Annotated in this window: 18 protein-coding genes; 2 read left to right on the top strand and 16 right to left on the bottom strand. The window is 43.5% G+C overall.

Annotation, left to right across the window (positions count from 1 at the left end; genetic code table 11):
- Positions 1-180 precede the first annotated feature (180 nt).
- The 4 genes from SPIGRAPES_RS12125 to SPIGRAPES_RS12110 all read right to left on the bottom strand — a co-directional run bounded on the left by SPIGRAPES_RS12125 (position 181) and on the right by SPIGRAPES_RS12110 (position 4,688).
- Positions 181-948: an SDR family NAD(P)-dependent oxidoreductase gene (locus SPIGRAPES_RS12125; protein WP_014271040.1), complete on the bottom strand. Its 768-nt coding sequence runs from the start codon at positions 946-948 to the stop codon at positions 181-183.
- A gap of 145 nt (positions 949-1,093) precedes the next feature.
- Positions 1,094-2,119 (bottom strand): ABC transporter permease, encoded by a 1,026-nt coding sequence (locus SPIGRAPES_RS12120; RefSeq protein WP_215904748.1) that lies wholly within the window; start codon positions 2,117-2,119, stop codon positions 1,094-1,096.
- Positions 2,085-3,620 (bottom strand): sugar ABC transporter ATP-binding protein, encoded by a 1,536-nt coding sequence (locus SPIGRAPES_RS12115; RefSeq protein WP_014271038.1) that lies wholly within the window; start codon positions 3,618-3,620, stop codon positions 2,085-2,087. Before SPIGRAPES_RS12115 ends, SPIGRAPES_RS12120 begins: the two co-directional genes overlap by 35 nt.
- 123 nt (positions 3,621-3,743) lie before the next feature.
- Positions 3,744-4,688: a sugar ABC transporter substrate-binding protein gene (locus tag SPIGRAPES_RS12110; protein WP_014271037.1), complete on the bottom strand. Its 945-nt coding sequence runs from the start codon at positions 4,686-4,688 to the stop codon at positions 3,744-3,746.
- Positions 4,689-5,048: 360 nt separating this feature from the next.
- On the opposite strand from SPIGRAPES_RS12110, the gene SPIGRAPES_RS12105 reads away from it, so the two are divergent.
- Both SPIGRAPES_RS12105 and SPIGRAPES_RS12100 read left to right on the top strand, forming a co-directional pair.
- Positions 5,049-5,639: a hypothetical protein gene (locus tag SPIGRAPES_RS12105; protein ID WP_041384665.1), complete on the top strand. Its 591-nt coding sequence runs from the start codon at positions 5,049-5,051 to the stop codon at positions 5,637-5,639.
- A gap of 645 nt (positions 5,640-6,284) precedes the next feature.
- On the top strand, positions 6,285-7,367 hold the full coding sequence (locus SPIGRAPES_RS12100) for a substrate-binding domain-containing protein (RefSeq protein WP_014271036.1): 1,083 nt from the start codon (positions 6,285-6,287) through the stop codon (positions 7,365-7,367).
- Between the two features lie 175 nt (positions 7,368-7,542).
- On the opposite strand, the gene SPIGRAPES_RS12095 is transcribed toward SPIGRAPES_RS12100, so the two are convergent.
- From SPIGRAPES_RS12095 to SPIGRAPES_RS12040, 12 genes are all read right to left on the bottom strand, one after another.
- The gene (locus tag SPIGRAPES_RS12095) at positions 7,543-8,547 is read right to left on the bottom strand and encodes a BspA family leucine-rich repeat surface protein (protein ID WP_014271035.1); all 1,005 of its coding nucleotides are present in this window, start codon (positions 8,545-8,547) and stop codon (positions 7,543-7,545) included.
- Positions 8,548-9,262: 715 nt separating this feature from the next.
- Positions 9,263-11,356, bottom strand: a complete 2,094-nt coding sequence (locus tag SPIGRAPES_RS12090; protein ID WP_014271034.1) for a hypothetical protein — start codon at positions 11,354-11,356, stop codon at positions 9,263-9,265.
- Between the two features lie 2 nt (positions 11,357-11,358).
- Positions 11,359-12,225 carry a carbohydrate ABC transporter permease gene (locus tag SPIGRAPES_RS12085; protein WP_014271033.1) on the bottom strand — a complete coding sequence of 289 codons (867 nt, stop codon included), beginning with the start codon at positions 12,223-12,225 and terminating at the stop codon, positions 11,359-11,361.
- The gene (locus SPIGRAPES_RS12080) at positions 12,222-13,085 is read right to left on the bottom strand and encodes a carbohydrate ABC transporter permease (RefSeq protein ID WP_014271032.1); all 864 of its coding nucleotides are present in this window, start codon (positions 13,083-13,085) and stop codon (positions 12,222-12,224) included. Before SPIGRAPES_RS12080 ends, SPIGRAPES_RS12085 begins: the two co-directional genes overlap by 4 nt.
- A gap of 22 nt (positions 13,086-13,107) precedes the next feature.
- On the bottom strand, positions 13,108-14,403 hold the full coding sequence (locus SPIGRAPES_RS12075) for an ABC transporter substrate-binding protein (protein ID WP_014271031.1): 1,296 nt from the start codon (positions 14,401-14,403) through the stop codon (positions 13,108-13,110).
- 111 nt (positions 14,404-14,514) lie between these two features.
- Positions 14,515-16,023 carry a response regulator transcription factor gene (locus tag SPIGRAPES_RS12070; protein ID WP_014271030.1) on the bottom strand — a complete coding sequence of 503 codons (1,509 nt, stop codon included), beginning with the start codon at positions 16,021-16,023 and terminating at the stop codon, positions 14,515-14,517.
- Positions 15,998-17,689 carry a sensor histidine kinase gene (locus SPIGRAPES_RS12065; protein WP_172635097.1) on the bottom strand — a complete coding sequence of 564 codons (1,692 nt, stop codon included), beginning with the start codon at positions 17,687-17,689 and terminating at the stop codon, positions 15,998-16,000. Before SPIGRAPES_RS12065 ends, SPIGRAPES_RS12070 begins: the two co-directional genes overlap by 26 nt.
- Before the next feature lie 44 nt (positions 17,690-17,733).
- Positions 17,734-18,936, bottom strand: a complete 1,203-nt coding sequence (locus SPIGRAPES_RS12060) for an FAD-dependent oxidoreductase (RefSeq protein ID WP_014271028.1) — start codon at positions 18,934-18,936, stop codon at positions 17,734-17,736.
- A 39-nt stretch (positions 18,937-18,975) separates the two neighbouring features.
- Positions 18,976-20,406, bottom strand: a complete 1,431-nt coding sequence (locus SPIGRAPES_RS12055; protein WP_014271027.1) for a hypothetical protein — start codon at positions 20,404-20,406, stop codon at positions 18,976-18,978.
- 9 nt (positions 20,407-20,415) lie between these two features.
- Entirely contained in the window at positions 20,416-22,449 is a 2,034-nt protein-coding gene (locus SPIGRAPES_RS12050) for a DUF6259 domain-containing protein (RefSeq protein WP_014271026.1), read from the bottom strand.
- Positions 22,450-22,451: 2 nt separating this feature from the next.
- Positions 22,452-24,242, bottom strand: coding sequence for a class I mannose-6-phosphate isomerase (locus SPIGRAPES_RS12045; RefSeq protein WP_014271025.1), 1,791 nt, complete (start codon positions 24,240-24,242; stop codon positions 22,452-22,454).
- Between the two features lie 131 nt (positions 24,243-24,373).
- Positions 24,374-25,222: a MurR/RpiR family transcriptional regulator gene (locus tag SPIGRAPES_RS12040; protein WP_014271024.1), complete on the bottom strand. Its 849-nt coding sequence runs from the start codon at positions 25,220-25,222 to the stop codon at positions 24,374-24,376.
- Between the last annotated feature and the right edge of the window lie 89 nt (positions 25,223-25,311).

Raw genomic sequence — 25,311 nt, 5'->3', positions numbered from 1 at the left:
TTAATTCAAAGCTGGCTTGTAATTTAACTATAATTTTAACTACAAGCTCAAAGGTTAATTTACCTATATTTAATGAAAATCTCATCAGGCGTAAACGTTGATATCCAATCCACAACTTTACCAATTGCAATTATTGATACTGGCAGGTAACCTGACTTCCTAACTACGAGACAGTACGATTTAGTACAACGTATATCCACCATCAATAACCATAACTTCGCCGGTCATAAACGAAGAAGCATCACTTGCGAGATATAGTGCCGCAGGGGCGATCTCATCAGTAGACCCATATCGTTTCATCGGAACTTCATCCTTCCAATAATGCCGATAATCTTCATATTCTGTGGAGGCAATTTCAGTCTTGATATAACCAGGGGCTATTGCGTTTACTCGTACTCCATACTGTGACCACTCCGCAGCAAGAGACCGAGTTAAATGATGTACAGCTGCCTTCGAAATACCATATGGAGAATGCCATTGTGGTCGATTAACAATCAAACCGGACATAGACCCAATGTTTATTATCGAACCACTTTTCCTTTCTGTCATTCCCCGGCCCACAATCTGGCACATCTTCCACACACCTTCAAGATTAATATCAAACAAGCGTTTCCATTCTGAATCCTCCAACTTGAGAGCATCAGCATGAAACCCAATACCGGCGTTATTGACAAGCACATCAATAGGACCTATCTCAGTTTCAACAGTCTGTACCATTTCCTCTATCTGCGCACGATCCGAAACATTGATCTTCATCGCGATTGCATGTCCTCCGGTTGCATTGATTTCAGCAACAGCTTCAGCACTTTTTGCCTCATTCCTCGCTGCAATAACAACTGTAGCTCCAGCATCAGCAAAACCATTGGCAATGGCACGCCCAATACCTCTGTTGCCACCTGTGATAACTGCAACCTTTCCTTTCAGTGAAAATTTGTCAAAAATACTCATTAATTTCTCCTTGATTATCCAATTTCAATTAAGTGAATCACATAAGTGTGGAATTGCATTTTTTTAATGAACCAAAATATGTGAATCACTAACGTAGTTAAAATAATAGATCCCTCTTTATTTTTTCAGTACAATTTCCCGATGATTACACATTTCCTTTGCGGTTTTTTAAGAAGTCAAAAGCCACAGCAAGTATGATTACGATCCCCTTAATAACCATTTGAATATAGGATGATATATGCAGTAGATTAAGTCCATTGCTCAGGATGCCTATGACCAAAGCACCAATAAGGGTTCCTCCTATTGTGCCAATACCACCCGTAAAACTAGTACCTCCCAAAACCGCTGCCGCAATTGCATCTGCTTCATAGTTTTGACCAGCTGTCGGTTGCCCTGAATACATACGCGAAGCCAGCATAATTCCAGCTAGAGCAGCTAGTGTCGAAGATATCATATATACTTTAATCTTCATGCTCTTAATCCTAATACCTGTATACTTAGCAGCTGTAACATTACCTCCTACCGCATACATCCTTCTTCCAAATTTAGTTCTATACAGTATGACTGATATAATAATCATTACGAGGGCAACTACGTAAATAGGAATAGGGACACCCAAAATATAGCCGTTTCCAATTGAATTAAATACTGAATTTGTGCAGGCGACTGATCTTCCATCAGTGATGTAATAAGCTACACCTCGAATCGTTCCCATCATTGACAGAGTGACGATAAAGGAAGGCATCCCTATAAATGCAATTATTAAGCCATTTATGAGTCCAACAAGAGCCCCTAGCAAAAGTGCTATAAGAAATGCGAGAACAAGGGGAACCCCTGACTCTATCAGCATAACCACAGCAACGCCGCTCGCCCCAACTACAGACCCTACGGTAAGATCAATCTCACCTATAATGAGAACGAATGTCATACCGAATGCCAACAATGAATTCGTGCATATCTGTCTCAAGACGGTTAGGAGGTTTTTACTGTTCAGAAAGGTTTCCGTAAAGATTGTTAAGATAACTGATAAAACAAACAATCCTATCAAGATACCCATATTATTTCTAATAAACTGTGTTAGGGTATTCTTCCTAAGATATCCATAAAGTCTATTTTCTTCAACCGATTTCACACCTCTATTTATGCGCATTGTTATTACCTCCAGATGCATACCTCATCACTTGTTCTTGGGAAATTCTATGTGAATCTTCGTTATATAATTGACCTGAAATTCTACCTTCATACATTACTATTATTCGATTACACAAATTGATAACTTCCTCTATTTCAGAAGAAATGAGGATTATGGATACACCCTCCTGGGCAAGCCTATTTATCAATTGATATATTTCAACCTTTGCCCCTATATCTATCCCACGTGTTGGCTCATCAAGTATCAGGATGCTGGGTTTGGTAGCCAACCATTTAGTGATGACAACCTTCTGCTGATTCCCACCTGATAGAAATTTCACTTGTTGATCGCTTGATGTCATTTTAATTGCCAATGTGTTTATATAGTCATCAACAATCATGTTTTCTTTCTTCTTACTTAGCCCTATGAAATTGATAAACTTTTCTAAAATTGAAATAGTCGCATTAAATTTAATGGAATGCATCAGAAACAATCCTTCTGTTCTGCGACTTTCCGGGACATAAGCCAAGCCATAGCCAATTGCCTGCCATACGTTGGTAATCTGAATTTTTTCACCATTCAGAAAAATATCACCCGAATCAACTTTATCTATACCAAATATTGCACGCGCCAACTCTGTACGTCCTGCACCAACAAGACCGGAAAAACCTAGTATTTCTCCTTTTCTCAAAGAAAAACTTACGTCCTTAAGCTTTTTATTTTTAAAGTTCTTTACAACAAGACACTCTTCATCCCGAGCCTGGTTTGTTATTGGATTATATATTTCGGTAAGCTCTCGCCCTACCATCATTGCAATTATTTTATCCTGATCAAGATTCTCAGCAACATCTGTATGTACCAGGTTACCATCTCTTAAAACAGTAATCGAATCAGAAACTTTGAAAATTTCTTCCATCCTGTGTGAGATATAAATAATTGCAATATTCGCTTTTTTCATTTTCTCTAACTGTAAAAAAAGCTGATCAATTTCTGTTTTGGTCAGAGATGATGTCGGCTCATCCATAACAACAAGCTTCTTATCAGTATGTATTGCACGACATATTTCAACAAGCTGTTGCTTTGCTAGACTAAGTTTGCCAACCTTTGATCGAGCATCGATATCAAGGCCTAACTCATCCAGTATTTCTTGAGCTTGCCTGATCATTTCATTATCATCAAGAAAGCATGCAATTTTCCCAGATATTTCATCTCCCATGAATAAATTATCTGCAACTGTCATATTATCAGCTAAACAAATTTCCTGGTGAATAATGCTTATTCCATAATTCTTTGCATCATGAACATTGTTAATTTCTACGACGTTTCCATTTATTCTAATTTCTCCGCCTTCGTCTTTAGAATAGATTCCACCAAGAATTTTTATTAAAGTTGATTTCCCGGCTCCATTCTCGCCAATCAACGCCCTGACTTCACCACTTCTTATTTTCAGATTGACGTCTTTAAGAACCCTTGCACCAGGAAATGTTTTGTTGATATTTATCATTTCCAGAAAATATGTATTTACTATTTCACTTTCCATTGACTGCATCCATAAAAATCAAAACTTTGATTTATTAATGTTCTTAAATAGCACGACACACTCGAGTTTTATAGAGAGGTCGTGCCAATATTGTGTTAGTACAAATTCTCGCTCTAGTTAATTTTACTGTGCATTCGCTTTGGTAACCAGCTCAACAGGCACTTTAATATTTGCTTGTACATTCTCGCCTGCAATAATTTTATAGGCCGTCTCAACACTGATTTTCCCAATATCTACTGGGTGCTGAGCAGCAGAAGCCAACATCTTACCGTCACGAATAGCGGCTTTTCCATCAGCGGATCCATCAACGCCAACAATCTTGATCTGATCAAGTAATCCAGCACTCTGGACAGCCGCAGCACTTCCAATAGCAGAAGGATCATTCAATGCAAAAACTCCGGTCAGATTTGGATATGCTTGAAGAATATTTTCCATTACAGGTAAAGCTGTATCTACCCCAGGTTGAATTTCTTGCGATTCAACAATTTTCATTTTATTGTATTTTGAAATAGCATCAATAAAACCATTTGCACGATCAAGACATACTGTAGCAACATTGTATGTCAACATTGCAATCTCTCCTTGATTGCCAAGTACAGAAGCAAGTTCTTCACCGATCAGCTGACCAGCCATATAGTTATCTGAGGCTACAGTGGACGTAACAGCACTCGCATCATCAACAGGAGAATTATATGCAATAACAGGAATTCCAGCTTTAGCACATGCATCAAGAGATGCCTTAATAGCCTTTGAATCGACCGGGTCGACAAGCATTACTTTCACACCTTGCTGAATCATATCTTCGATATCTGAAATCTGTTTTGCAACATCAAAGCCAGCATCCATTGCAATAAGCCGATCGCCATCCTTCATAGCTCCCTGCATACCATCCAAAATATCTATGTAGAAGACATTGGACTGATCAGCAATAGACACACCGATTGAAATACCATTTACAGACATTGCATTTGCTGCATCATTTTTATCTGACTGTCCGTTGGCAAAAAGCATACCAACACTCATCGTCATTAAAACGAGAAACAACATAACCCCTTTTACCTTTTTCATAGAAGCTCCTTTTATTTCTTATCTTCAAGTTTTAAGTAAACATCAAGATAAGATTAATTTTGAAACAATTAGAAGAACACTAACTGTAAGCCTATTTTTACATCAGAAAATCTATATGTCAACATATATTTTACATTTATGATTTTTAACTTTACATTTACGTAAATAGCAATATGAAATATCCATTTAAAAAGGAAAGAACCAAGACAAAAAAGAGTCCCATGGAAACCGTGTTATCATTGGTTTAGCAATAAATCAAAACAAACACGAAGATACCATTGGACGCAGGCAGTTTACACTGGAAAAGTACCACAGGGGAAGACATCTTACTTTGGCTGAGAGGCTGAAATTGTAATATTAATGGGCAGGAAGCAACGGGTACAGGAAAAAGCGAAGCGCTATCATACAGGGAAAAATCTTCTGGAAGAGTGCCAAAACGATCAGCAGGAAACTGCAGAGAGGAACGGAAGAGCATGCGCTCTGAGAATCCCGTTTTCCAGGACGGAATACAATACAGGCCATCACCAGATTGATGCAGAGGAGAAAATGAAGTACAAGGGACCGTTGCCCAAGTCAGGGAGACCTTATGTATTGATGCAAAAAATATCCGATCTGATTTTGGAGCACAAGTACAGTTCCTATGCTATTTTAAAGAAGCTGGATGGGCAGGAGGCATCATGGACACAGGAGCTAACAATCTGTGAGAAAACCCTGTACAACGGGATAGAAGCCGGGGACATGCCCGGCGTAACCATCGGGAACCAGTCGAGGAAAGGCCTTATGAAGAGGAAAAAAGGCAACGGGAACAAGAGAAAGCATTCGAACGGGGAATTTGCGGCCCGGCCCATAGGCAACTGTCCCAATGCAGTACTCAAGTGCCTAAAGTCCGGTCACGAGATGGGGGGAACACGTTCTACAACACCAAGGACGGTCCACGCGAATACCTGCTGACGCTTGCGGAACGGAAAATAAGGATAGAGCTGATGGTCATTATACTGGACAGGACCGTAAAATCCGTGAAGCAGGCACAGAGCATCAGCTGGGGAACCGTCTTTTCCACATGCTACTTCTCTCGATGCCTCTCGACAACGGAGTTGAATTCGCCGATGTGTTAGGCTTGGAGAACTCGATCTGACAAAAGGGAAAAGGACAGCGTTGCATTTCACCCATCCCTACTGTTCCTCGGAGAGGGGGACACTAGCTGTCATGATAGTTTTCACCACTAGGAGGGCAAAACTTCATGAGATATTCAACAGGAGATTCCTCCCCAAGGGAACCTTTGTTTCGCCTAGAAAGGACAAGTAGATAAAGGAAATCCAGCACTGGATGAATACCTACCTGAGAAAAATCCTCAACAGCTTTACACCGTTCCAATGTTTGAAGAAAGAATTCGGGTTGGGGAATGTCACCGTCAAACTGCTGGAGGCCTGCTGATGAAGAAAGCCAAGGAGCAATTAAGTGGTCATTTTACTTTATAAGAAACCTTTAACTTTACATTTAGTATATATTGTTTTACATTTTATTTGTATACTTGTAGCGATATCATTTGCAATAACATATAATGCAGATTGCGCGTAGTAATTAAGGGGGGAGCCTTTGTCGAAAACAAATCTTTACTTGAATATCTATCTAGACCTTTTGGAGCAATTAAAAAGTCCAATCTATAAGGTCGGAGATGAAATTCCTACAGCTGTAGAACTTGCAAGCCTTTACTCAGTTTCTCGCCCCACAATTCACAAAGCTCTTAAACAACTTCAAGACGATGGTCTAATAAAAAGTAGAGCGGGACAGGGTAGCCGGTTAATTAAAAAACCAAAAAAAGAAGCCTCAGAAAACAAAATATTCGGTTTGATATTCCCTCTACTGCGAATGGAGGGCTTCTTTAGCCGATTAGCAGTTTCTATTGCAAGTTTATCAGAAAAGTATAATTACAATATCCTTTGGGGAGGTAGTTTCTTCCAGGGTTCTATTGATTTCAATAGTTTATCCAAACTAACCGATTTATATATTGAACAGAAAGTTGATGGAATATTTATGTCCCCAGTTGAATTAACAAATGATCGGTATGATATTAATACATTTCTACTGAACAAGCTTGAGAGAGCAGGTATACAAACGATATTAATTGATGCAGGAGTCACTGAATTTCCTGAAAACATTGGACATGATATAATATCTATTGATAATTATAGGGCAGGATACACATTAGCCCAGCATATGTTATCAAATGGATCAAATAGAATTGACTTTTTTACTATGCCGAATGTAGGACGTACAGTACGTATGCGACTTATGGGCGTACAGAGTGCACTTATCGATGCAGGAATATATCCGCAAAAAGATTGGGTACACTTGATAACCGAAGAAGATAATTTGGAAGTAAAACTGAAATCCATGGGATCGAAAAATATCATCACATCCAATGATTTTCTCGCAGTAAAGATTATGAAAATCATACAAGGCAAATCATTTTCTTTTCCAGAAGATTTTAGAATTGCTGGGTTCGATGGATCTTACATTGCATCAGAACATACTCCTAGGCTTACAACAATTAACCAGCCATGTGAGGAATTAGCTGCCCTTGCAGTCATAGATATGTTTGACCGCTTAAAAAATCCATCTAAGCCCCCAAGCCAGATACTCTCAAACTTTGAGCTCATAATTGGGGAATCAACCTAATATGATTTCTAATTCCGTTGATATTTCACATCGCAGCTGTACCAAAAGGTGTAGCAAAGACGACTTACCTGGACCAATTGTCCTCGAATTCGAAGGGGATTCAGATTCGCACAGCTCGACTCCATTGCCATATTCACCATGCTCTGTGAACATCCTTTTTTGATGGAAATACCAATCAATAGATCCAGACAGGAAGTAAATCTGAACTGAGTGGACATCCTCCACCTGTGAAGTTACTATGTTTGGTGACATTACTGACATTCCACCCCGAGAGGTTCTTGCAGAAGGTTGATGCATCGTAGAACATACCGGTCATGTCCGTTACATTACCCACATCCCAGAGAGAGATATCATGGTTGAAGGCTACTGCATTTTCAAACATGCCGGACATGTTCGTGACGTTGCTCACGTCCCAACCTGAGATATCTTGGTTGAAAGCAGATGCATTCTCGAACATAACAGTCATATTCGTAACGTTGCCTACATCCCAACCTGAGGTCTCCTGATTGAAGGCTGCTGCACCGTTGAACATAGCTGTCATGTCCGTGACGTTGCCTACGTCCCAGCCTGAGATATCCTGATCGAAGGCTACTGCACTATAGAACATATAGGACATGTCCGTGACGTTGCCCACGTTCCAATCTGAGATATCCTGATTGAAGGCCGATGCATGAAAGAACATACCGGACATGTTCGTTACGTTGTGCACATCCCAGCCTGTAAGCTCTTGACTGAAGGCCGATGCATTCCAGAACATATCGGACATGGTCGTGACGTTGCCCACGTCCCAACTTGAGATATCCTGATTGAAGGATACTGCACCATTGAACATCTCGGACATGTACGCGACGTTGCCCACATCCCAATCTGAGAGATCCTGATTGAAGGCCGATGCATGAAAGAACATACCGGACATGTTCGTTACGTTGTGCACATCCCAGCCGGAGATATCTTGATTGAACTTGGATTTGCAGTAGAACAGATAGGACATGTCCGTAATCTGGGAAGTGTTCACGCCCGTCACATCGTCACCGTTCTCAATCATCTGATTCAGTTCAGCCCGGGTGATCGACGAAGCCCCCATGCCCTGATCGTATCCACCCAAGTAACACCCACCTGTAAGTACCAACACACACATGGTCATTAAGGCCATGACTGTCTTGATTATCTTCTTCCTCATGCGATCCTTCTTTCATGTAGAGACCCAAAAATGCCCAGCTTTGTTGCATTGCCTTTTTTCCCTTCCATTATATTCGCTTCATATTTTCCTTGCAATCAGAAAAAGCAGAATTGCAGAATATGAATTATTCTTTGCCATATAGTGATTTAAATATGCATATATTATTATTCAGAACAAGCAAAATATACAATACAATGTCATCTAAGTTTACACTTTCACATGACAAGCAGCCATTTTGAGACACTTTCTTAGTATCTCAGTCTCCTTATGGAGACACATTTCAGAAAATTGCTACCATATCATCGGTTCTGGGAAGGACTTCCACATTTTCCACAGAAAATGGTGAAATCGGGCATTAGTATCTGTAAAACAAATAGTCCGTATTCTTTCCTGGCAATCTTTGTAGCACTGCATTCCATTGTAGCTGCATTGGTATCCAATGGAAGGGCGCTTTTTACATTGCAGCTTCGCAACCACCATACCCATCGCTTCTACAATGTCTTTTAAGAATTTCCCTTCGTCTTCAGAAATTGAATTGCTATCATGACTGTGCAGCAAAGATATTGCATTACTTTGCTGACCCAAACAAACCTAGGACCAGCTTATGGAACATAACAGCAAGGGGGATTACTTGTATCACACAAGAAATCCCCCATTGCTTACATCCTTATCGTAAATTGCCGGGATAAGCAAGCAGCTCTGTACTTTTGTTGACTCAACATCCAGGCATGTAAAGGATACAAGAGAAACTATACAATTCAGGATCTATTGCCCAAGCATGATCACCTATCTTCTCAAACCCTTCAGGCATATTTCCGATTTCACCCTTCCAGGTAAGATTCACAAATGATGGTTTCTGATTACCCTTACCACGTCGGAATTCAAGCAGGTAGGAACCAGGACCTTCGTACTCAAGATGCAGGTCAATCTCACCGAATTTCGTAGGAGTCTTCTCAAACATCAGGTCATGTTCATAGGTGGGAAGCCATTCATCGGGAAGTACAGGAAGCAGATGTATTCCCTCATTCCTTTCTAGGAGCACCATATTCCTCACAAGTCTAATGAACTCAACGGATGCCCAGTTGTGAGGCATATCACCACAGACCTCCGAGGAGTGTTTGCTCTTAAGCGGCTGCTCCTCCCTCCATACCCTACTGGCAGAAGCATGGTTGGCAAAAGCATACAGATAGTCCACAGCTTTATCCGGCATCCCGCAGGCAACCATTAACTGTGCGAAACGCACACTGCTATACGTGTATAAGCTCTGGTCAGGGCGCCAACCCGTACCATACGGAATACCTTCCTCATCATCTATGCTGTCTATAAGGGTGAAAAGATTCCGTACAATTTCACTGTCAGTAGCGAATTCCTCATGGAATGCGACCCTGGCGATGGTCTGGATTCCCGCTTGTGGCTTATAATCCCTAGTCTTATCCATACTTAAAGGCAGATAAGGTATTCCTTCTGCAGTCTTTGTTGTATCGCGGGAAATTGCCTTCATCATGACATCCATCAATTCGTCCGAGAAGTCCTTGATTTCTTGAGCACCCTCAAGGCCTAGCCTGAAACCAGCACGATAGGCATCCTGCATCCCTAGAATGACATTCATCGGAGTCGTATACTCTGGTTCCGGGCCATATATTCCCCCATCACCGAATGAAGGAGGGAACATACCGCAAGCCGGGTAATCGGACCCAAGTTTCAGAGAATCGTCTCTCATTGATCTCAGATGAAGCATTCCCCGCATAATCGTTGGCCAGAGCTCGCGAAGCCTCTCATCGTCATTGTGCAGTTCACACTGGCGCACGATATTGGATATTGCAACTGCCGTCTCCTTATGATGGTCTGGAAGAATCCGGATCGAACCATCAGGCTTCTGGTTTCTCAGAATCCCTAGAAGAAGCGAGAATGCCTCGTCTTCCCTTCCCATCATATATGCACATTCCGCAAAGTAATATCCATCCACAACCCAAAGACCCCTGTAGATTGTAGGACCAACATGAAACTCTTTGACCGTATCGACAAGCTCCTGTGCCTGAAGAATATTCCGCCCACAGGATAGAAGCATATTCTGGACACTCTGATCAGGAACCCTGAAAGCCTTGAGAAAGGGCTTCACACTATTCCAATACCCCTTGCACCAGGCTAGTGCATTCTTAGCGAACTCCAGTGTAAACTCATCCTCTTTGAGATTACCTGCATACAGTATCCCAAAAGCACCCTCCCACACCTCTGAGGCAGCTATAATTCCACTTCCACCTTCTGTAGCATATGCAATCGGGGCAGGAATCCTGGCAACACCGACAGGTAGTGTATAGGCACCGCTTTGAAAGCGTTGGGCTGAGGGACTGTCACAATGGTCTCCAAGTTCCTGGAGATAGACAGTCGTCAAAGCATGTCCGAAATCAACGCTGGTCTCCAGACGATAAAGGATAATATCCATCCTAAGACCATCGGAATTCTCATAGGCGAAGGTCTTCCAAGAGAAAACAGTATCCGTAAAACGTTCCACAGTGGTAACAATGGCCATGGAAGGATCTCCGAAGTCCTGTGTTCTCTCCACAAAGGAATCCCTATGCGAAAAACGTGGAAGAAAGCGGTACTTAAAGGCCATATTCCCTTCCTGGTTATCCAAGATCCGCTTTCTGAAAGGCGGTATGGTACCGTCTACAATTTCGTTCTTATCGCTTTCCCACAAATAATTCAGACTTCCGTCCTCACGGACGATTGTCTTATATTTGTCATCAACAAGGCCTATACAGGTCTGGTTGATGTCCGGAGCAAAGCAAAAATCGATCGTGTGTTTCATAATCAGCCCTTTACTGCTCCAGCTACGAGGCCGGAGACAACTTGCTTCTGAAGTAGGATAAATACGACTATCGATGGAATTACGACAACCATCGTGGCTGCAAACATTGCGCCGTAGTCACTTGCAAACTGGCTCTTGAAATACAAAAGAGCAATCGGAAGCGTTCTTTTACTTGTTCTGGATGTAAGAATCATTGCAATCTGGAACTCATTCCAGGCACCAATGAATGCAAGCACTCCACAGGTGGCCATCGCAGGATTGGCAAGCGGAAAGATTATCTTCCAGAAGGTTGTGTTGAAACCTGCCCCATCGATGACCGCAGCCTCCTCAAGTTCGCGGGGTATCGTAAGGTAGTAACTCATCATGACATACATGGAAACAGGTATACTGAATGCAGCATAACAGATGATAAGCCCGGTAAGCGTATCATAGAATCCTAATGCCTTCATATTAAGATAAAGCGGCTGCATTATGGCTGCAGCAGGGATGAGCAACGCCAGACCGAAAAGGATTTTCAAGAAGTTTCTCATCCTGAACTTGAACCGTGCAAGGACATACGAGCTCATAGATACTGCAACGACATTGAGCAATGTCGCACAGACTGCAACAATCACACTGTTTCCATAGAACTTTGTGATGGGAGCCAGCTTGAATGCCATGCTATAGTTTTTAAACGAGAGACTCTCAGGCAATGACAGCGCATTTGAAAGAATTTGGGTATTTGACTTGAAAGAAGACAGAAACACCCAGAGAAGCGGCCCCAAAGCTACCACGAAGATGAAAAGAACAAAGAGTATTTCAAGGATCTTGAGCACTACAAGCAGCATTGTGTAGGCAGGATCTTTTCTGTCATCGGCTATATAGTTCATTTCTCCTCCCCGATCCTGAACAGATTGTTAATGATCAACACAGTAAGGCATCCCAGTAACGTCAACAGTACACCCGCTGCGTTGGCCAGACCAAAATTGTTCTCAACCATGGATGTCTTGTATATGAACATAGGCAGGTTCATGGTTGTTGACCCAGGACCTCCTCTGGTGGTAAGCATGATAATATCAAGTTTCTTGAGCATCTGGGTTGTCTCAAGGATCACACAAGTTCCAATTATGTTCTTAAGATTAGGAAGTATTATCCTAAGATCCATTTGTAGCTGGTCAGCACCATCAACTATTGCCGCCTCAATTATGGAGTGATCCATTGATGAAACCTCAGTGAGTATAAGCAGCATGACCATGCCTGCATACGGCAACCAGGTGAAGGTTACCGTAGCAAAGGCAGTGTCGTATGCCATGAACCAGTTGTGGCTGAAGCTTGGATTGAAAAGTCTAATTATGCTATTGACCATACCGAACTGTGGATTGAAAACGCATACAAAAAGCATTCCCATTGCAGCGCTTGAAATAATGGACGGAAGCATATAGACAGTTCTTGCAAACTTCCAGAAGAAGGGACGACGGGCAAGGATAAGGGCAAATACCGTACCGATTGCCACATTGACCGTCCCTTGCAAAAGAATCCACAACACGTTGTTCTTGAACCCTTCCTGAAAGGTCTCATCGTGCAGTATCAACTGTACATAATTCTTTATTCCTGCAAAGCTGATCGATCCACCTGTCCTCCAATCGCCGAACGAAGTCCCAAAAAGCACAACAAGGGGAACAGCATAGACGATGAGAAACAGAATCAAGGTCGGCAGAATATACAGTGCAAAATTGACATTTCTCTTCACGACAAGGACTCCTTATGCAGACTTAGTTCTTCTTAGAGATCTCTGTCATCTTCAAGACCATCTCTTGCGGAGTAATCTTGTTGTAGATGAGTTCTGGATAGATTGTCTGGAATCCATCATATACGAGGTTTGGATAGGCAAGCTTGTTCATCGTTTTATAGGTGTATTTCACCTGTCCCATGAGCGCAACAAGATCTGCAAGAAGAGGATTCTTTGCCTTAAAATCGTCGGTAATCTCTACCTTAGGTCCGATTGGAAATGACCCACCGACTTCAAGCTTGATTCTCTGGGCTTCAGCATTGTTGAACCACTTTATGAATTCCCAGCAGGCTTCAAGCTTCTTAGGATCCTTTGTACAGATCATGTAGCCGTAATCGTAGTTTGCAATCATTCCGCTGTTCGGGAACATTGAAACACCAACCTTGTCAAAGAAAGCTTGTGTAGCCTTGTCAGGATTTGAAAAGTCAGGAATCATCCACGAACCGTTAGGCATGATTGCAGCCTTTTCCTGAAGGAAGTAGTTGGCTACGTTTGCATAGACACCACCGACAGCATCTTCAGAACAGTAGTTCTGGAACATCTTCTGGATAAGCGAAAGACCATAGACCATCTCAGGAGTATCCCATTCAACAATCTTTACCTGGGAATTCATCATGGCATTGGACTCTGCATTCTGAGTTCCGACAATCGAAACGAGGACATTCTGGGTAGTCCATGAGTTCTCACCTGTGAAGAATGTAAGAGGGATGTAGCCAGCCCGCTTCAGTTTCTCCAGGTTGTCCATCCATTCCCCCCAGGTCTCAGCAGGTTTGATACCAGCCTTCTTGAACATCTCCTTGTTGTAGAAGTATCCGAAAGCCTGATTCTCAGGAGGTACTCCGTAAATCTTTCCATTGATGGTATTACTTTCAATTGCAGGCATACCAACTTCTGCACGGAATCCAGGGTCTTTCTCGAAGAATGGGGTGAGGTCCACTGCCTGGCCATTCCTGATTGCTAAGTCAATGACTGGTCCTTTTCCTTCGACAATATCCGGAAGATCATTGGTTGTTGCAAGAATTGCCATCTTTTCCTGATAGGCAACGTCACTTGGCAATTCCTCAATGACAACCTTGTACTTGCCTTCGAAATGCTCATTGAAACTGTCGATAAGAACCTTCGTATAGCCGGCAGTCACGTTTGTCCCTACCCTGTAGGTCGGATAGTTGATTACAATTGTACCGTCATCAACTGCACTGGCAGAATCACGACTTCCTTGTGCAAATACCGTACACATGGCTAGAGCGAAGATAGCTAGAATCGTCAAAAATTTTTTCATACATCCTCCTTGGCACTGAAAATATACCTTTTGTATGTTCAGTATAGGGACTGAAAAAATGGAAAAATAGACGAATTATTTGTCTTTTCGGGTGAAAAACTGTCGTGTTTTCTACAAAGTGTTCTTCTTTTGGTATTCCTTCGGGCTCATACCTGTATGTCTGTAAAACACGTGTGCAAAATAATTTGGGTCACTAAAACCGCTTTTTGAAGAAACTTCAAATATCTTGACGCTAGGGTTTTTCAACAACAGCAAGGCAAACTGTATACGAAGCTCGTTAAGGACATGAAGAAGGGACTCTCCAATTTCATTCTTGAAGGTTCTTCCGAGATAGGAATCACTTACATTCAGTTGGTTTGCCACCATACTGAGATTGATAGGCTTTGTATAGTTATGCTTTATATAAGCCAAAGCCTCCTTTACCAAAAGGTTGTCGGTACTCACTACAGGTGCTGCTATCCGGAAATGGTTGTAGGCATATTCGCAGACAATGTGCCTGAGACGATAGCGCGTCTGGGAATACTGAATATCGCTGATGAACTGGTCATCTGTCTTTCCTTGCACAGAAGGGTATCGGTCTGAAAGTGCACTGACAAGCTTCACCATATCAAGACGCAGGGTTGGAAAGCCTATATCGTAGGCCAGGTATTCATCAATCAGGTCCTTGAACTCTATATAGTCCCTTGCTTTGGTCAGTTCCGCAATGGTCTTTGTACGAGCCTTCAGCAGAGGCAGGGGATTGGTCAAAAACCAATTTGCATCCTGCCTGATAGTGTGAAGCCTATCCAGCGCGCTCCTTGTGGCCTCAGAAATCTTATCGGAATTCTTCACCTCATGACTTGAAGCGCATAAAAGCAACATTGCCTTTGAAAAAAGATTCTCTCTCAGAGCTATGACCTGTTTTCGAATATCAGCGAATTTGAAACTGCCAAAGAAAAGAATACAGCAGGATCTTGGGCTGAGAAAGGTTATTATTGTCGTATCTGACCTGAATGTTTCCTGGACATCACCGCGTATACAATTACAGTCCCCGGATCCGGATTCGCTGTCATTGACCTCAAGAGCGAGGACAAGAAACCGGCCATCCTCGGATGTGATGCTATCGGATACAACCCCAAGCGCTTCTGAACGCATGCACAAAAGATACTGGTTTTCTTGCTTTTTCTTTTTGACTGCCATTGCGGCTTTCTCAAGCTCCAAAACATCCTTGTTCCTGCTTTCGATTTCACTAATTGCCTTCTCAATGGCTTTTGGAAGAAATATATCAATATCGCTTTTCAGAACAAAATCCACTACGTCAAACCGAATCGCATTCTGGGCGAAAGAAAAATTGTCATAAGCGGTGAGAATCACTGTCTGGACCCGCGGAAGAGTATCTTTGATATACTTGGCTACTGCCAGTCCTCCCGGGAGGTCATTGCCATCAAGGAGAATGGGCATATTGATATCGGTTATCACAATATCAATCTTGTCAGGATTACTGCGAAGGAATTCTATTGCCTCATTACCATCCTTTACCTTCTTCACAATCTTGCATCCGAGTCTATCCCAGTCCAGGAGAAAATCAAATCCTTCCCTGACAATCTGTTCGTCTTCAGCCAATAATATTCGGTATGACATCTTTTTGCTCCTCCCTCTGTTTGGGAATCCTAAAACTTGCAGTACATCCCATACCCACCGCACTTTCCATTCTGAGGGTGCACTCATCCCCATAGAGAAGCCTCAACCTCTGACGCAGATTATCCAGTGCGATATGATTTCCCCTGCCATCTTTTCTATCTTCAGATAGCGACATATCAAACCCCACCCCATCATCCTCAACAGTGACAATGATGAAATCCTTTTCATCAGAAACAGATATCACGATGTGTCCAGTCCTAGTCAGCGGTTCGATTCCATGCATGACAGAATTTTCGACAAGCGGCTGAATGGAAAGCCTTGGGCAATAGCAATCCATGAGTTCGCGTGGAATCTGCCATTCATAGGCAAGCCTATCCCCGAAGCGCATGGCCTGGATATTCAAATAGGTATCCACATAATCCATCTCACTTTTGATCGGAACCATCATGGAATCATTGGATGCAATATTTGTCCTTAGAAATTTCGACAAGAGTACAGTCATCTGATATAGCGTCTCATCCCTGTTCATTTTCGCTCTGGTACTCATGGAGAAAAGCACGTTGAACAGAAAATGAGGATTCATTTGATTCTGAAGAAGCTGGATTTTCATCTGCTGGATGAGAAATTGTTTCTTGTAGACTTCTTCTACCAGACTGTTAATCTTGCCGGTCATGGTGTTGAAAGCCTTACCGATTTCATCTAGTTCATCATCCCCATACACGGGAAGAGTAACAGCGAAATCCCCCTCTCCTACCCTTTTGATGTGCTTGATAAAATTTTCTGCAAAGAAACGCATCCGCCTTGTCATAAAGAAAGCCGCAAGCAGAGGTATAGGCATCAAAGCCAAGAAGAATAAGAGATACTTGAAGGTAATATCCGAGACTTTTCCGGTGAGTTCCTTATTGCTGACAGCAATAGTTGAAATGAACCCGTTTGAAAGCTTGTTTGTCTTAACCTTATAGTTCTGGGAGATGCTTCCCAAGTCACCGTAGGAGAACAGCATGAGACCGTTCTGGTCATAGACTGCATATACGGCAGAAGAAAAACTTTCGACCAGGGCGTCATATCGGTGTTTGAACTGATCCACATTGCATCCTATTATCAATGCCGTGGGCTTGCGAACACCTGAAAGACTGGATATTGGATAGGCAAAGGAAAGTCTCCCTTCGTTCACAAAGACCTGCCTGCCGGTATTCCCGGATTCTTGTAGATACTGATAAGTGCTGATATCGCTTGAAACATTCAGATTCTGCTCAGTCGCTTTCTTTGTCTGGGTGATTATTATGTCTTTTTCCAAGAACAGCCTGACAATCTGTATAAGACCACTTTCAAACGCAGGGTTAAAGAAAAGCTGACGCGATATATCCTTTCCCATGGCACTTTTGAGTGAGAAGAGCTCATACTCGTCATACTCTGACGGTAGAGAACCGTTAGAAAGATAGTTAAATACACTCGCACTCTGGATTATATGCCTCGCGGTATTGTCTATAGACACCATATCAGAGACCAAAATCTGTTCAATCTCGGTCTGCAGAGCTTCAAGATTCGTCGTAAAGGTCTTTTGTGTTATATTCTTTATTGCATAGAAGAAGGTAATAGAAGCTACAACTGCGACTACGGTGGCGATGAGCACTGAGGTCAAGGTGACTTTTAGTCTTATTGGCATCACCAAGCTTGCAACTAGCGGTACCTTCTTCTGCAATCTGTTCCTCATATATGAAGATGTACTCCTTGATTCTCTAGATTTGCCTGCAGTGCAGCTATCGGTACTTCCGAAACCCTGCAGTCTTTACGAACTGCCAAGGATGCGGCGGTCCCTGCTGCCTGCCCAGTCGCTACTGCCACCGGTATGACCCGGGTCACTTCCCAGCCCCAGCCGGTTGAGGATATTATCCTACCGGCACAAAGCAGGTTTCCAAAATCGCGATTGTATAGTGTCCCATAGGGAACCTCATACCGCTTACCCACATGCATGAAGTCTGCACAAGCCGCTATTGAATCAGGCTGGAACGTTCCTTCATCCGATTCTGTAAGGGTCCTTGCCCCGATGATTCTTCTTGTAGTCCTGAACTGCGCCATTGAAGGTGTAGATACAATATCACGCTTATTTGCTTGCATATCCTTTATCTCATTGAAAAGATTCTGGCGACCGTTGCGGACAAAGGCTGTTACCTCTTCCTCTGTAGTTCCGCTATACTTCGGAAAGTCCTTGGGATGGTTATTTCCAAGAAGGTCGGCTCCGCTGTTCCTCCAAGATCTCGCATAGAGCATGGATTTGTTTTCTATTGCCTTCTGGGCGTTTGACAGGTCGGACAAATAAGCAATATACGTCAACCAGTTTCTACCCAGTTCACAAGGGACACCGCTTCTATCCATGAGATCCGCATCTCCTGAACAATCGACAAAAACCCTCGCTGCGAGCGCGCTACGTCCACTCTTTCCTTCAACGATTATCGCTGAGACCGTCCCATCAGAAATAATAGGCCTTACAAACAGAGTGTCAAGGAGAACCTCAACACCTTCTTTCTGAAGATAGTCATCAAGTTCCATTGAGAAAATTGAGGGAGAGAAGAAAGTGGCACAGCGCCGGCTTGTATCGACCTGGACGGGAAAGCCTTCCCATTCCTTCGGAAGACAACTGTAGCTATGGGAAATGGCAAGTTCAAACAAATCCCGAGAAAGCGAACTGGAGAGCCTGTTACCCTTTCCGTCACACAGTGGCTCATACCATCCGATGAGACCCGCTGTCGCAAGACCCCCAAAGGTTATTGACTTCTCGACGAGCAATACAGATAAGCCCTGTCTTCTTGCTGCTACAGCTGCTGCGATTCCTGAGACACCGGCACCTACGATTACGACATCGTGATAGGATTTCTGTACTGTCTCAAGTGATTCAGATATATAGGTATCCAAAACAAACCTCCATTGAAGCGATGAACTGCAGGATACAGGTCATAGACTGAAGAACTCAAAGCCCAGGAGGGAGGCGAGATCTTTGAGAATCTCAACATAGTCTCCACTCACAATTGAGTAATGCTGGGTCACCCCTATTTTGAGGAGTTTTTCAAACAGCTGCTCATTTGTTTGCCCTATGGCCCTGAAAAGACCATGGGAATAGGTTGCTAGAAAATGCTCCGTAGGAAGGCATTCAACCTTCGTAGCAACAAGAATGAAAGACCCATTTCTTTCTGAACAGTGCACCATGGTCTTTATTCCGGGACTGAAGGTATGCCAGGCAAAAGGGGCCCCTGCATATTTCCATTTTGTCTTTGCAAAACGTACATCCCTCGCAATAAGCGTCTTACCTCCTTCCTCCCTGTAGTCATTAGGGCCCGCATGGCCCGCTGCAAAGTTGTCGTTTGGAAGATCCAGATGGAAAGGCTCTATGAAATTCACACGCTTTTGGGAAACAAGTTTCAGCAGGTATGCCGCAAGGCCTCCGCCAATATCCCCCTCCGGGACGACAAGGGTCTTTACTTCATTGGCTGTAGGCCAGAACCCCGGGCGGAGTCCAACCTGCTGAAAGAGCACCGTGTCTATGTCATTCAAGACCAAAAGGTCAAGATCATAATGGGTAGCCAAGCGTTCCATTCCCATTGAGGCTCTGACAGACGCAAAGAACTTGTGCAAGTCAACATCCTCCTCCATCACATAGGTTCGCTTCAGGTCTTCCATCACTGAGGCAACCTCTCCATCAGGAATTGCCTCAATCGTATCCCTGAGTTCTGCAACGGACAGGAAATGGAGTTCAGGCCCTACTTTCATGAAAATATCATAGGGGTCTACATAGGTTGACCACATGGCTTCATTAAAACAGGCAAGAAGTCCCATACTGCTCTTTCTAAGCAGTGCCCTCGCATGGGCAGCTTTTCCAAAAACATAAGACCTCTTGAGAACCTCACTCCAAGTTCCCAAAACAGTCTCAAACATCGGACGGTTGTATCTGATATTGTCTCCACTAGCCTCCAAGGATCCGACCAGACCGCCATAGCACAGGTATTCGGTAAACTCGTCGTCATCGCTCGTATTTCCAAGATTGACCTGATCTTTGACATTGTGGGCATACAGAATCGGGATAGGGGGCATGTCCCGCAAGAAACGGTTCCATGCGAAATCCTCTGCCCAAGACAGAAAAACACAGAGAACATAGTCGACATCTTCTTTTGTAAAGGTCTTGATCGCGCTTACGGCATCCTCGCGTGTAAAGACTATCCCAGGGAATACAACTTCAGCAAATTTCCCGCAATCGGATACCATAGAATCTGCTTCTGCTGTCTTTCTTTCAAGATACGAACCCCGTTTGGTATTGCTTCCGAGCGGCCTGAAGCGTTCAGCACCAATTAAAAGTAGCCCCATTTTCTGTTTTTCATATAGATTCAACATATAAACTCCCTAATTCTCACAGACTGCTATACTCTGTGCAGAAATATGAACAGATGCTCTGCATCCACTTCCAATGAATGTCAAGGAAATATCCATGGCAAGGTCTGTCCTGTTCCAGAGGACAACAGTGAGCTTTCCAGAGGTCGACATATAGGACTTGGCCTTCAGTTTCCCTTCATCATAGGATACAGGTGCACCATCTGCCATTACATCATTAATCTCAAAGCCAAATTCGTCTACAAAGCAACCATCGAGCAGAGTATCCCTATGGGCAAGCCTTATTTCATTCAGTTGCTTCAGGTAGGCACGGTAAAGGGGGATATCATCAAAAGTCCCACAACAACGGAAGATTGTCATATCGAACCTGAGTCCATACAGGAACGTCTTGTTACAGTTATTCCTGTAATCCGAATCGTCCTCTCCGCTTTCTCTGTTGGTCATAACGACTTCCGGGAATGTGTACCTGTAGAGTTCAATGAACTCATTTTCTGACTTCAGGTGGTTCGTCCCGTGCACAACATCCATATGCTGATTGAAGATATCAACGCAATGTTCCATCAGAATTATCCTGTCTGGTCCACTGTCATGGATATGGGCATGCAGTTCCCTATACCTATCTGCCTTGGACTCATAGGCTTCACTGGGAATTCTATGATCGTGATGTTTGTCAAAACAGAAATAGGCAGGAAGTCCTCCAAGGTCATAAAGGACTCCGTCACATCCGAATTTGAGACATGCATCGGCACTGGCAAGCATTTTCCTTTGCCATTCATCGCTTCCAGGACAGGCAAGGTACATGGGCATAGGAGGGTTCGTAATCTTACGATAGGTTCCCTCCCCGCAATAGGTCTCGGCAAAGGGAATCTCCTCTCCCCAAGCATTCTTTATGGTACAGGTCTTTCCCGGACCGTTGATATAAAAATCACTCTTGTGGTCAATGAGCGAATAGCTTAAAAACATGATGACCTTTCCGCCCTTGGAATGGATGTACTCAATGCCCTTTCTTAAATAATCCTCACCCCCAAGGTCACTGCTCACGACATAATCAGGCCATTGTCTGGCAAACCCCTCCTGTTCCCATCCCATTATGAACAGGGTCTTGATCCCACAGCTTTCAGCCTGGTCGTAAAGGCGTGGAATATCATGGAAAGTAAAGTTCGGCTCACAATGCTGGGGCTGGAAGATAATCCTGAGCCACCCAGTGAAATCCCTGGCCCAGGAAGGACTTTCATCCTTCTTCCACTGGCCAGTGGATGTCATGAATTTTCTGTACATCCTTGCCCCTGCATGCCAGTCACCTTCATGAGGCTGGTAGACTGTTACTTCACTTTCCTGACGTTCCCCATAACCAAGGAACGGATATCTGCAGACCCCCAGAGAAAGAAGATTAGCCTTTACATCCCTCTCAACGTGCATGCATATAGTATTTGCGGTAAGTCCATGCGAGGCTATATAGAGCCCCTCAGTCGGACAATACAGGTCAAACCACTTCATGCTTAACCGGGATGGATAGGTACTGTCAAGGTCAGTATGGAACTGATCATGACGTTCATATTTCCTGAACCCGCTGTACACGGAAAGATCACTGAAAGCAGGGTTTTTGATTTTCATTCCCATAAGATACGGCCAAGCAAGAGCATCATCAGCTGAGTTGCCTGCGATGCTACGCACACCGCTTGCAGCACTGATAAAGATTTCCATGACGGAAAGCTCTTCATCATTATTTTCAATCGAACTCCAGACTTTTAGACTGTCGTTCTCCAATTGAATGTGAATGATTACGGAAATTGGACGAGGAATTCCCCTAACCTTAATCGAACCGTATACAAGTGTCAGATTCTTATCATTGCAGGACGCAGTAAATTCCTGATCGATAGAGGATACGGGGATCTCAACTTCCCTGCCCTTGCCTGCAAGAATCATCTTCCATAACCGGCCTTCCGATTTCACGTAATCATTTCCTGTCTTCTTGTAGAGGAAGGAGGTCACGTTGCCTTTTTCGTTTATCCTATAGAGGATATTTCTTCCTTCAAGCGTATACATCTTCAGTTTTCTTTGAGTATTGTCTTGTGCACGGTGACAACTCCAATCCCCTCATTTATGATCCTGTATTTTCCGAACGAAGCGGGGACCACAAGGATATCCAAGTTATTGGCAACAAAGTACTTCGAAGGGTCTGCCAGTGACTGGACACGTACCCTATCCCCATCCACAAGGGCAAGGACATGGAATGTGCCTTTGGTATCATCCTCGATTTCGTCTTCGAATATAAGATTTCTCAGGGAGAAATAGAGAAGGTCGTGTTCGCCAACTACCTTTTCCATCCAGGTATCGCCCTGTCTCACGACATAACCATGGTCAACAATGTTCTTTTTGACCCAGTCTGCAGTCCTTTCCCCATGTATGACCTTCTCCCCTGCATTGAGGTGGATGGGTCTGGGTAGTCCACTCTGAGGATCGATTCGCTGATAGTCATAAAGCTTATACGTATACGAGCCAACCGTAAGCGACCCTATCTCCAGTACGACCTGGTTTCTTCCAGAGGCATGGATAGTCCCAGCGGGAATCATCACCTGACAGCCTGGAACGGATTGTACAGGGTTTACATACTTCTGGTAATCGATGAGCTCGTGTGTCTTCTCAGCCTGCCGTGCAGCTTTGAAGAACGCACTACAGCTATCCTCATCCCTGAAACCAAGGTAGGTACAGGCTTGTTGCCCTGTTACACACACGTAGTAGCTTTCATCTTGGCGTCCAAGCTCACCATGGTTGTTTACCACATACTCGGCATCTGGATGACACTGGATGGACATATTGCCATTGGAATGATAGGTGTCATCATAGTTGAATCTGACCGGGAAGTACCCTCCGAAGCGTGCAAAGGCCTCAGCTCCAAGAAGATTTTCTCCCTGTTGTTGGACATATGTAAAAAACGGAACCTCAAGCTCCCTTCCCTCTATGATAAGTGCAAGGGATACCTCCATCGGAATCATATCAAACACCCAGGCGCAGTTCTTCATTTCCTTTGGAAGGTTTCTCAGGTTCTTAAAATAGAAACCACCCCAGACCCCCTCAAGATAGACAGGACGACAGTGAAGGGGTTTCTGCCCTGCAAGGTGAAACACTTTTTTCAATTCAGAATAGGGAATCATCTGCATATTGTCGGGATTGTCTGCACTGATATAGAAGTCAATGGCATCCCTCCGTATGAGGTCCCAGCGCAAGGCCAATGCATTCTCGAAGTCAACATAATAGTTCCTTCTCATTGTTTCGCCAAAAGGCTTAGCTGAGGTACTGTTGACGTTGAGGACTTTTCCATACTTAAAATTCAATGCAGTCTGACGCGGAGTGGTGTCTACCCAAATCTTTACATCAAAGACACCTCTTAATAAGGAGGAAAGGCAGCCTCTTCCATAGACTATTACTGTCTTGGATTCTTTTCTGCACAAATCCCTAAGGGCATCGCACTTCACATTGTCCTGAAGTGCCTCATACCCATCAGTGAAACGTACTCCATAGAGGAGGGCTGGGTCCATTTCCCTGTCAATAGGCAGACTAGGGGCGATAAGGTCATGATAGTCGTCCCTATACACGCAAGAAACATCTATCCAGACAGCATCAAGGAACTGTTCGAAAGTCCTTTTTATCACATCAAATTGAACGCCAGAATATCCATCTATTGCAACGATATGCTTCTTGCCTGCAAGTAATTTCTTAAGGCTCTTCCCACAATTGAGCGAACCGATAACAAGGGAATCCTTGATCCCAGAATCCGCATCAATGGGGTTCACAGCATTTGGATCAGCATACGGATACGGGTGAAACATGAAACTCATTTTCTAGATACCTTCCTAAATGAATTGGATTGCAAAATCCTGTGTTCAGTTTAGGTTGATGGTTCACATAAGTCAAATACTAATTTTAAATTTTTAAAAAAAATTTAAAACTAGTTTGAAATCAAAAAGCCCTATACATGCTCTTTCTGGAACAGGTCTGCTGTATGGTCCAGAATATCCTTCACATCCTTGTAGTTCCGGCTTGCAATAATGGAGAAGAGCATATCCACAATCTCAAGCATAGCAATCCTGCTCGCCATGGCACCTGAACGTGAGAGATTCTCGGAACTGGCTGTCTCAAGAACAATGTCTGCATTCTTGCTAAGAGTATTTCCTCCTCTGCAGGTCACCGCAACCGTGAGGGCTCCCTGTGCTTTGACGACTTCAAGGATATGCAGAATATCACTTGTAGTGCCAGAGTGGGAAAAGAATACCGCTACATCATCCGCATTAAGAGTCGATGAAGAGACCAACGCCATATGGATATCGGTACAACAGGTGGTAAAAAAATCCAGTCTTCTAAGCTTAATATTTGCATCCTCAGCGACTATTCCACTGTTACCAACACCATAAAGGTCAACTCTCCTAGCAGAACATAGGGCATCCACAGCTTTGTCCATACTGGATAAATCTAGATTTTGAAGCGTGCTTTCAAGAACCCTGATGCTGTTATGGGTGATAAGGGTACAGATACTGGCTGTACTGCTCTGAGGATAAATGTCACTTCTTTCGTAGACTTTGTCCCTCTGTCTTAAAGCCCTCTCTGCACTCAGGTCAGTCTGCAGTTCTTTGTAACCATTGTATCCGATGCGTTTGCACAGCCTCACGACCGCACTTTTACTGGTATCACAGGCCTGAGCAATATCCAGGATTGGCTTTCCTACGAGTTCTGCTTCATGGCTCATAAAATAACTAGTGATCCGCTTTTCAATCGGAGACAGAGATGGAAAAACATTTTCAAGACGTGATACAAGACCCATGGGCACCCCCAATCGATATTGGCAATAACCAAAAGATACCATGCATCATTATGATTGTACAATACTAGTTTTATTGTATAATACCCCTT

It is taken from the genome of Sphaerochaeta pleomorpha str. Grapes (assembly GCF_000236685.1).
Taxonomy (GTDB): domain Bacteria; phylum Spirochaetota; class Spirochaetia; order Sphaerochaetales; family Sphaerochaetaceae; genus Sphaerochaeta; species Sphaerochaeta pleomorpha.
The sequence above is the reverse complement of the archived record's forward strand: the minus strand, read 5'-3'. Positions and strand labels throughout refer to the sequence as shown.

Excerpts from the sequence above, each read along its gene's own strand:
- SPIGRAPES_RS12090 (WP_014271034.1), bottom strand. The coding sequence starts at position 11,356 with ATGAAACACACGATCGATTTTTGCTTTGCTCCGGACATCAACCAGACC.
- SPIGRAPES_RS12115 (WP_014271038.1), bottom strand. The coding sequence starts at position 3,620 with ATGGAAAGTGAAATAGTAAATACATATTTTCTGGAAATGATAAATATC.
- SPIGRAPES_RS12050 (WP_014271026.1), bottom strand. The coding sequence starts at position 22,449 with ATGTATACGCTTGAAGGAAGAAATATCCTCTATAGGATAAACGAAAAA.
- SPIGRAPES_RS12040 (WP_014271024.1), bottom strand. The coding sequence starts at position 25,222 with ATGGGTCTTGTATCACGTCTTGAAAATGTTTTTCCATCTCTGTCTCCG.
- SPIGRAPES_RS12045 (WP_014271025.1), bottom strand. The coding sequence starts at position 24,242 with ATGAGTTTCATGTTTCACCCGTATCCGTATGCTGATCCAAATGCTGTG.
- SPIGRAPES_RS12070 (WP_014271030.1), bottom strand. The coding sequence starts at position 16,023 with ATGTCATACCGAATATTATTGGCTGAAGACGAACAGATTGTCAGGGAA.
- SPIGRAPES_RS12075 (WP_014271031.1), bottom strand. The coding sequence starts at position 14,403 with ATGAAAAAATTTTTGACGATTCTAGCTATCTTCGCTCTAGCCATGTGT.
- SPIGRAPES_RS12055 (WP_014271027.1), bottom strand. The coding sequence starts at position 20,406 with ATGTTGAATCTATATGAAAAACAGAAAATGGGGCTACTTTTAATTGGT.
- SPIGRAPES_RS12110 (WP_014271037.1), bottom strand. The coding sequence starts at position 4,688 with ATGAAAAAGGTAAAAGGGGTTATGTTGTTTCTCGTTTTAATGACGATG.
- SPIGRAPES_RS12120 (WP_215904748.1), bottom strand. The coding sequence starts at position 2,119 with ATGCATCTGGAGGTAATAACAATGCGCATAAATAGAGGTGTGAAATCG.
- SPIGRAPES_RS12065 (WP_172635097.1), bottom strand. The coding sequence starts at position 17,689 with ATGCCAATAAGACTAAAAGTCACCTTGACCTCAGTGCTCATCGCCACC.
- SPIGRAPES_RS12085 (WP_014271033.1), bottom strand. The coding sequence starts at position 12,225 with ATGAACTATATAGCCGATGACAGAAAAGATCCTGCCTACACAATGCTG.
- SPIGRAPES_RS12125 (WP_014271040.1), bottom strand. The coding sequence starts at position 948 with ATGAGTATTTTTGACAAATTTTCACTGAAAGGAAAGGTTGCAGTTATC.
- SPIGRAPES_RS12105 (WP_041384665.1), top strand. The coding sequence starts at position 5,049 with ATGGGCAGGAAGCAACGGGTACAGGAAAAAGCGAAGCGCTATCATACA.
- SPIGRAPES_RS12095 (WP_014271035.1), bottom strand. The coding sequence starts at position 8,547 with ATGAGGAAGAAGATAATCAAGACAGTCATGGCCTTAATGACCATGTGT.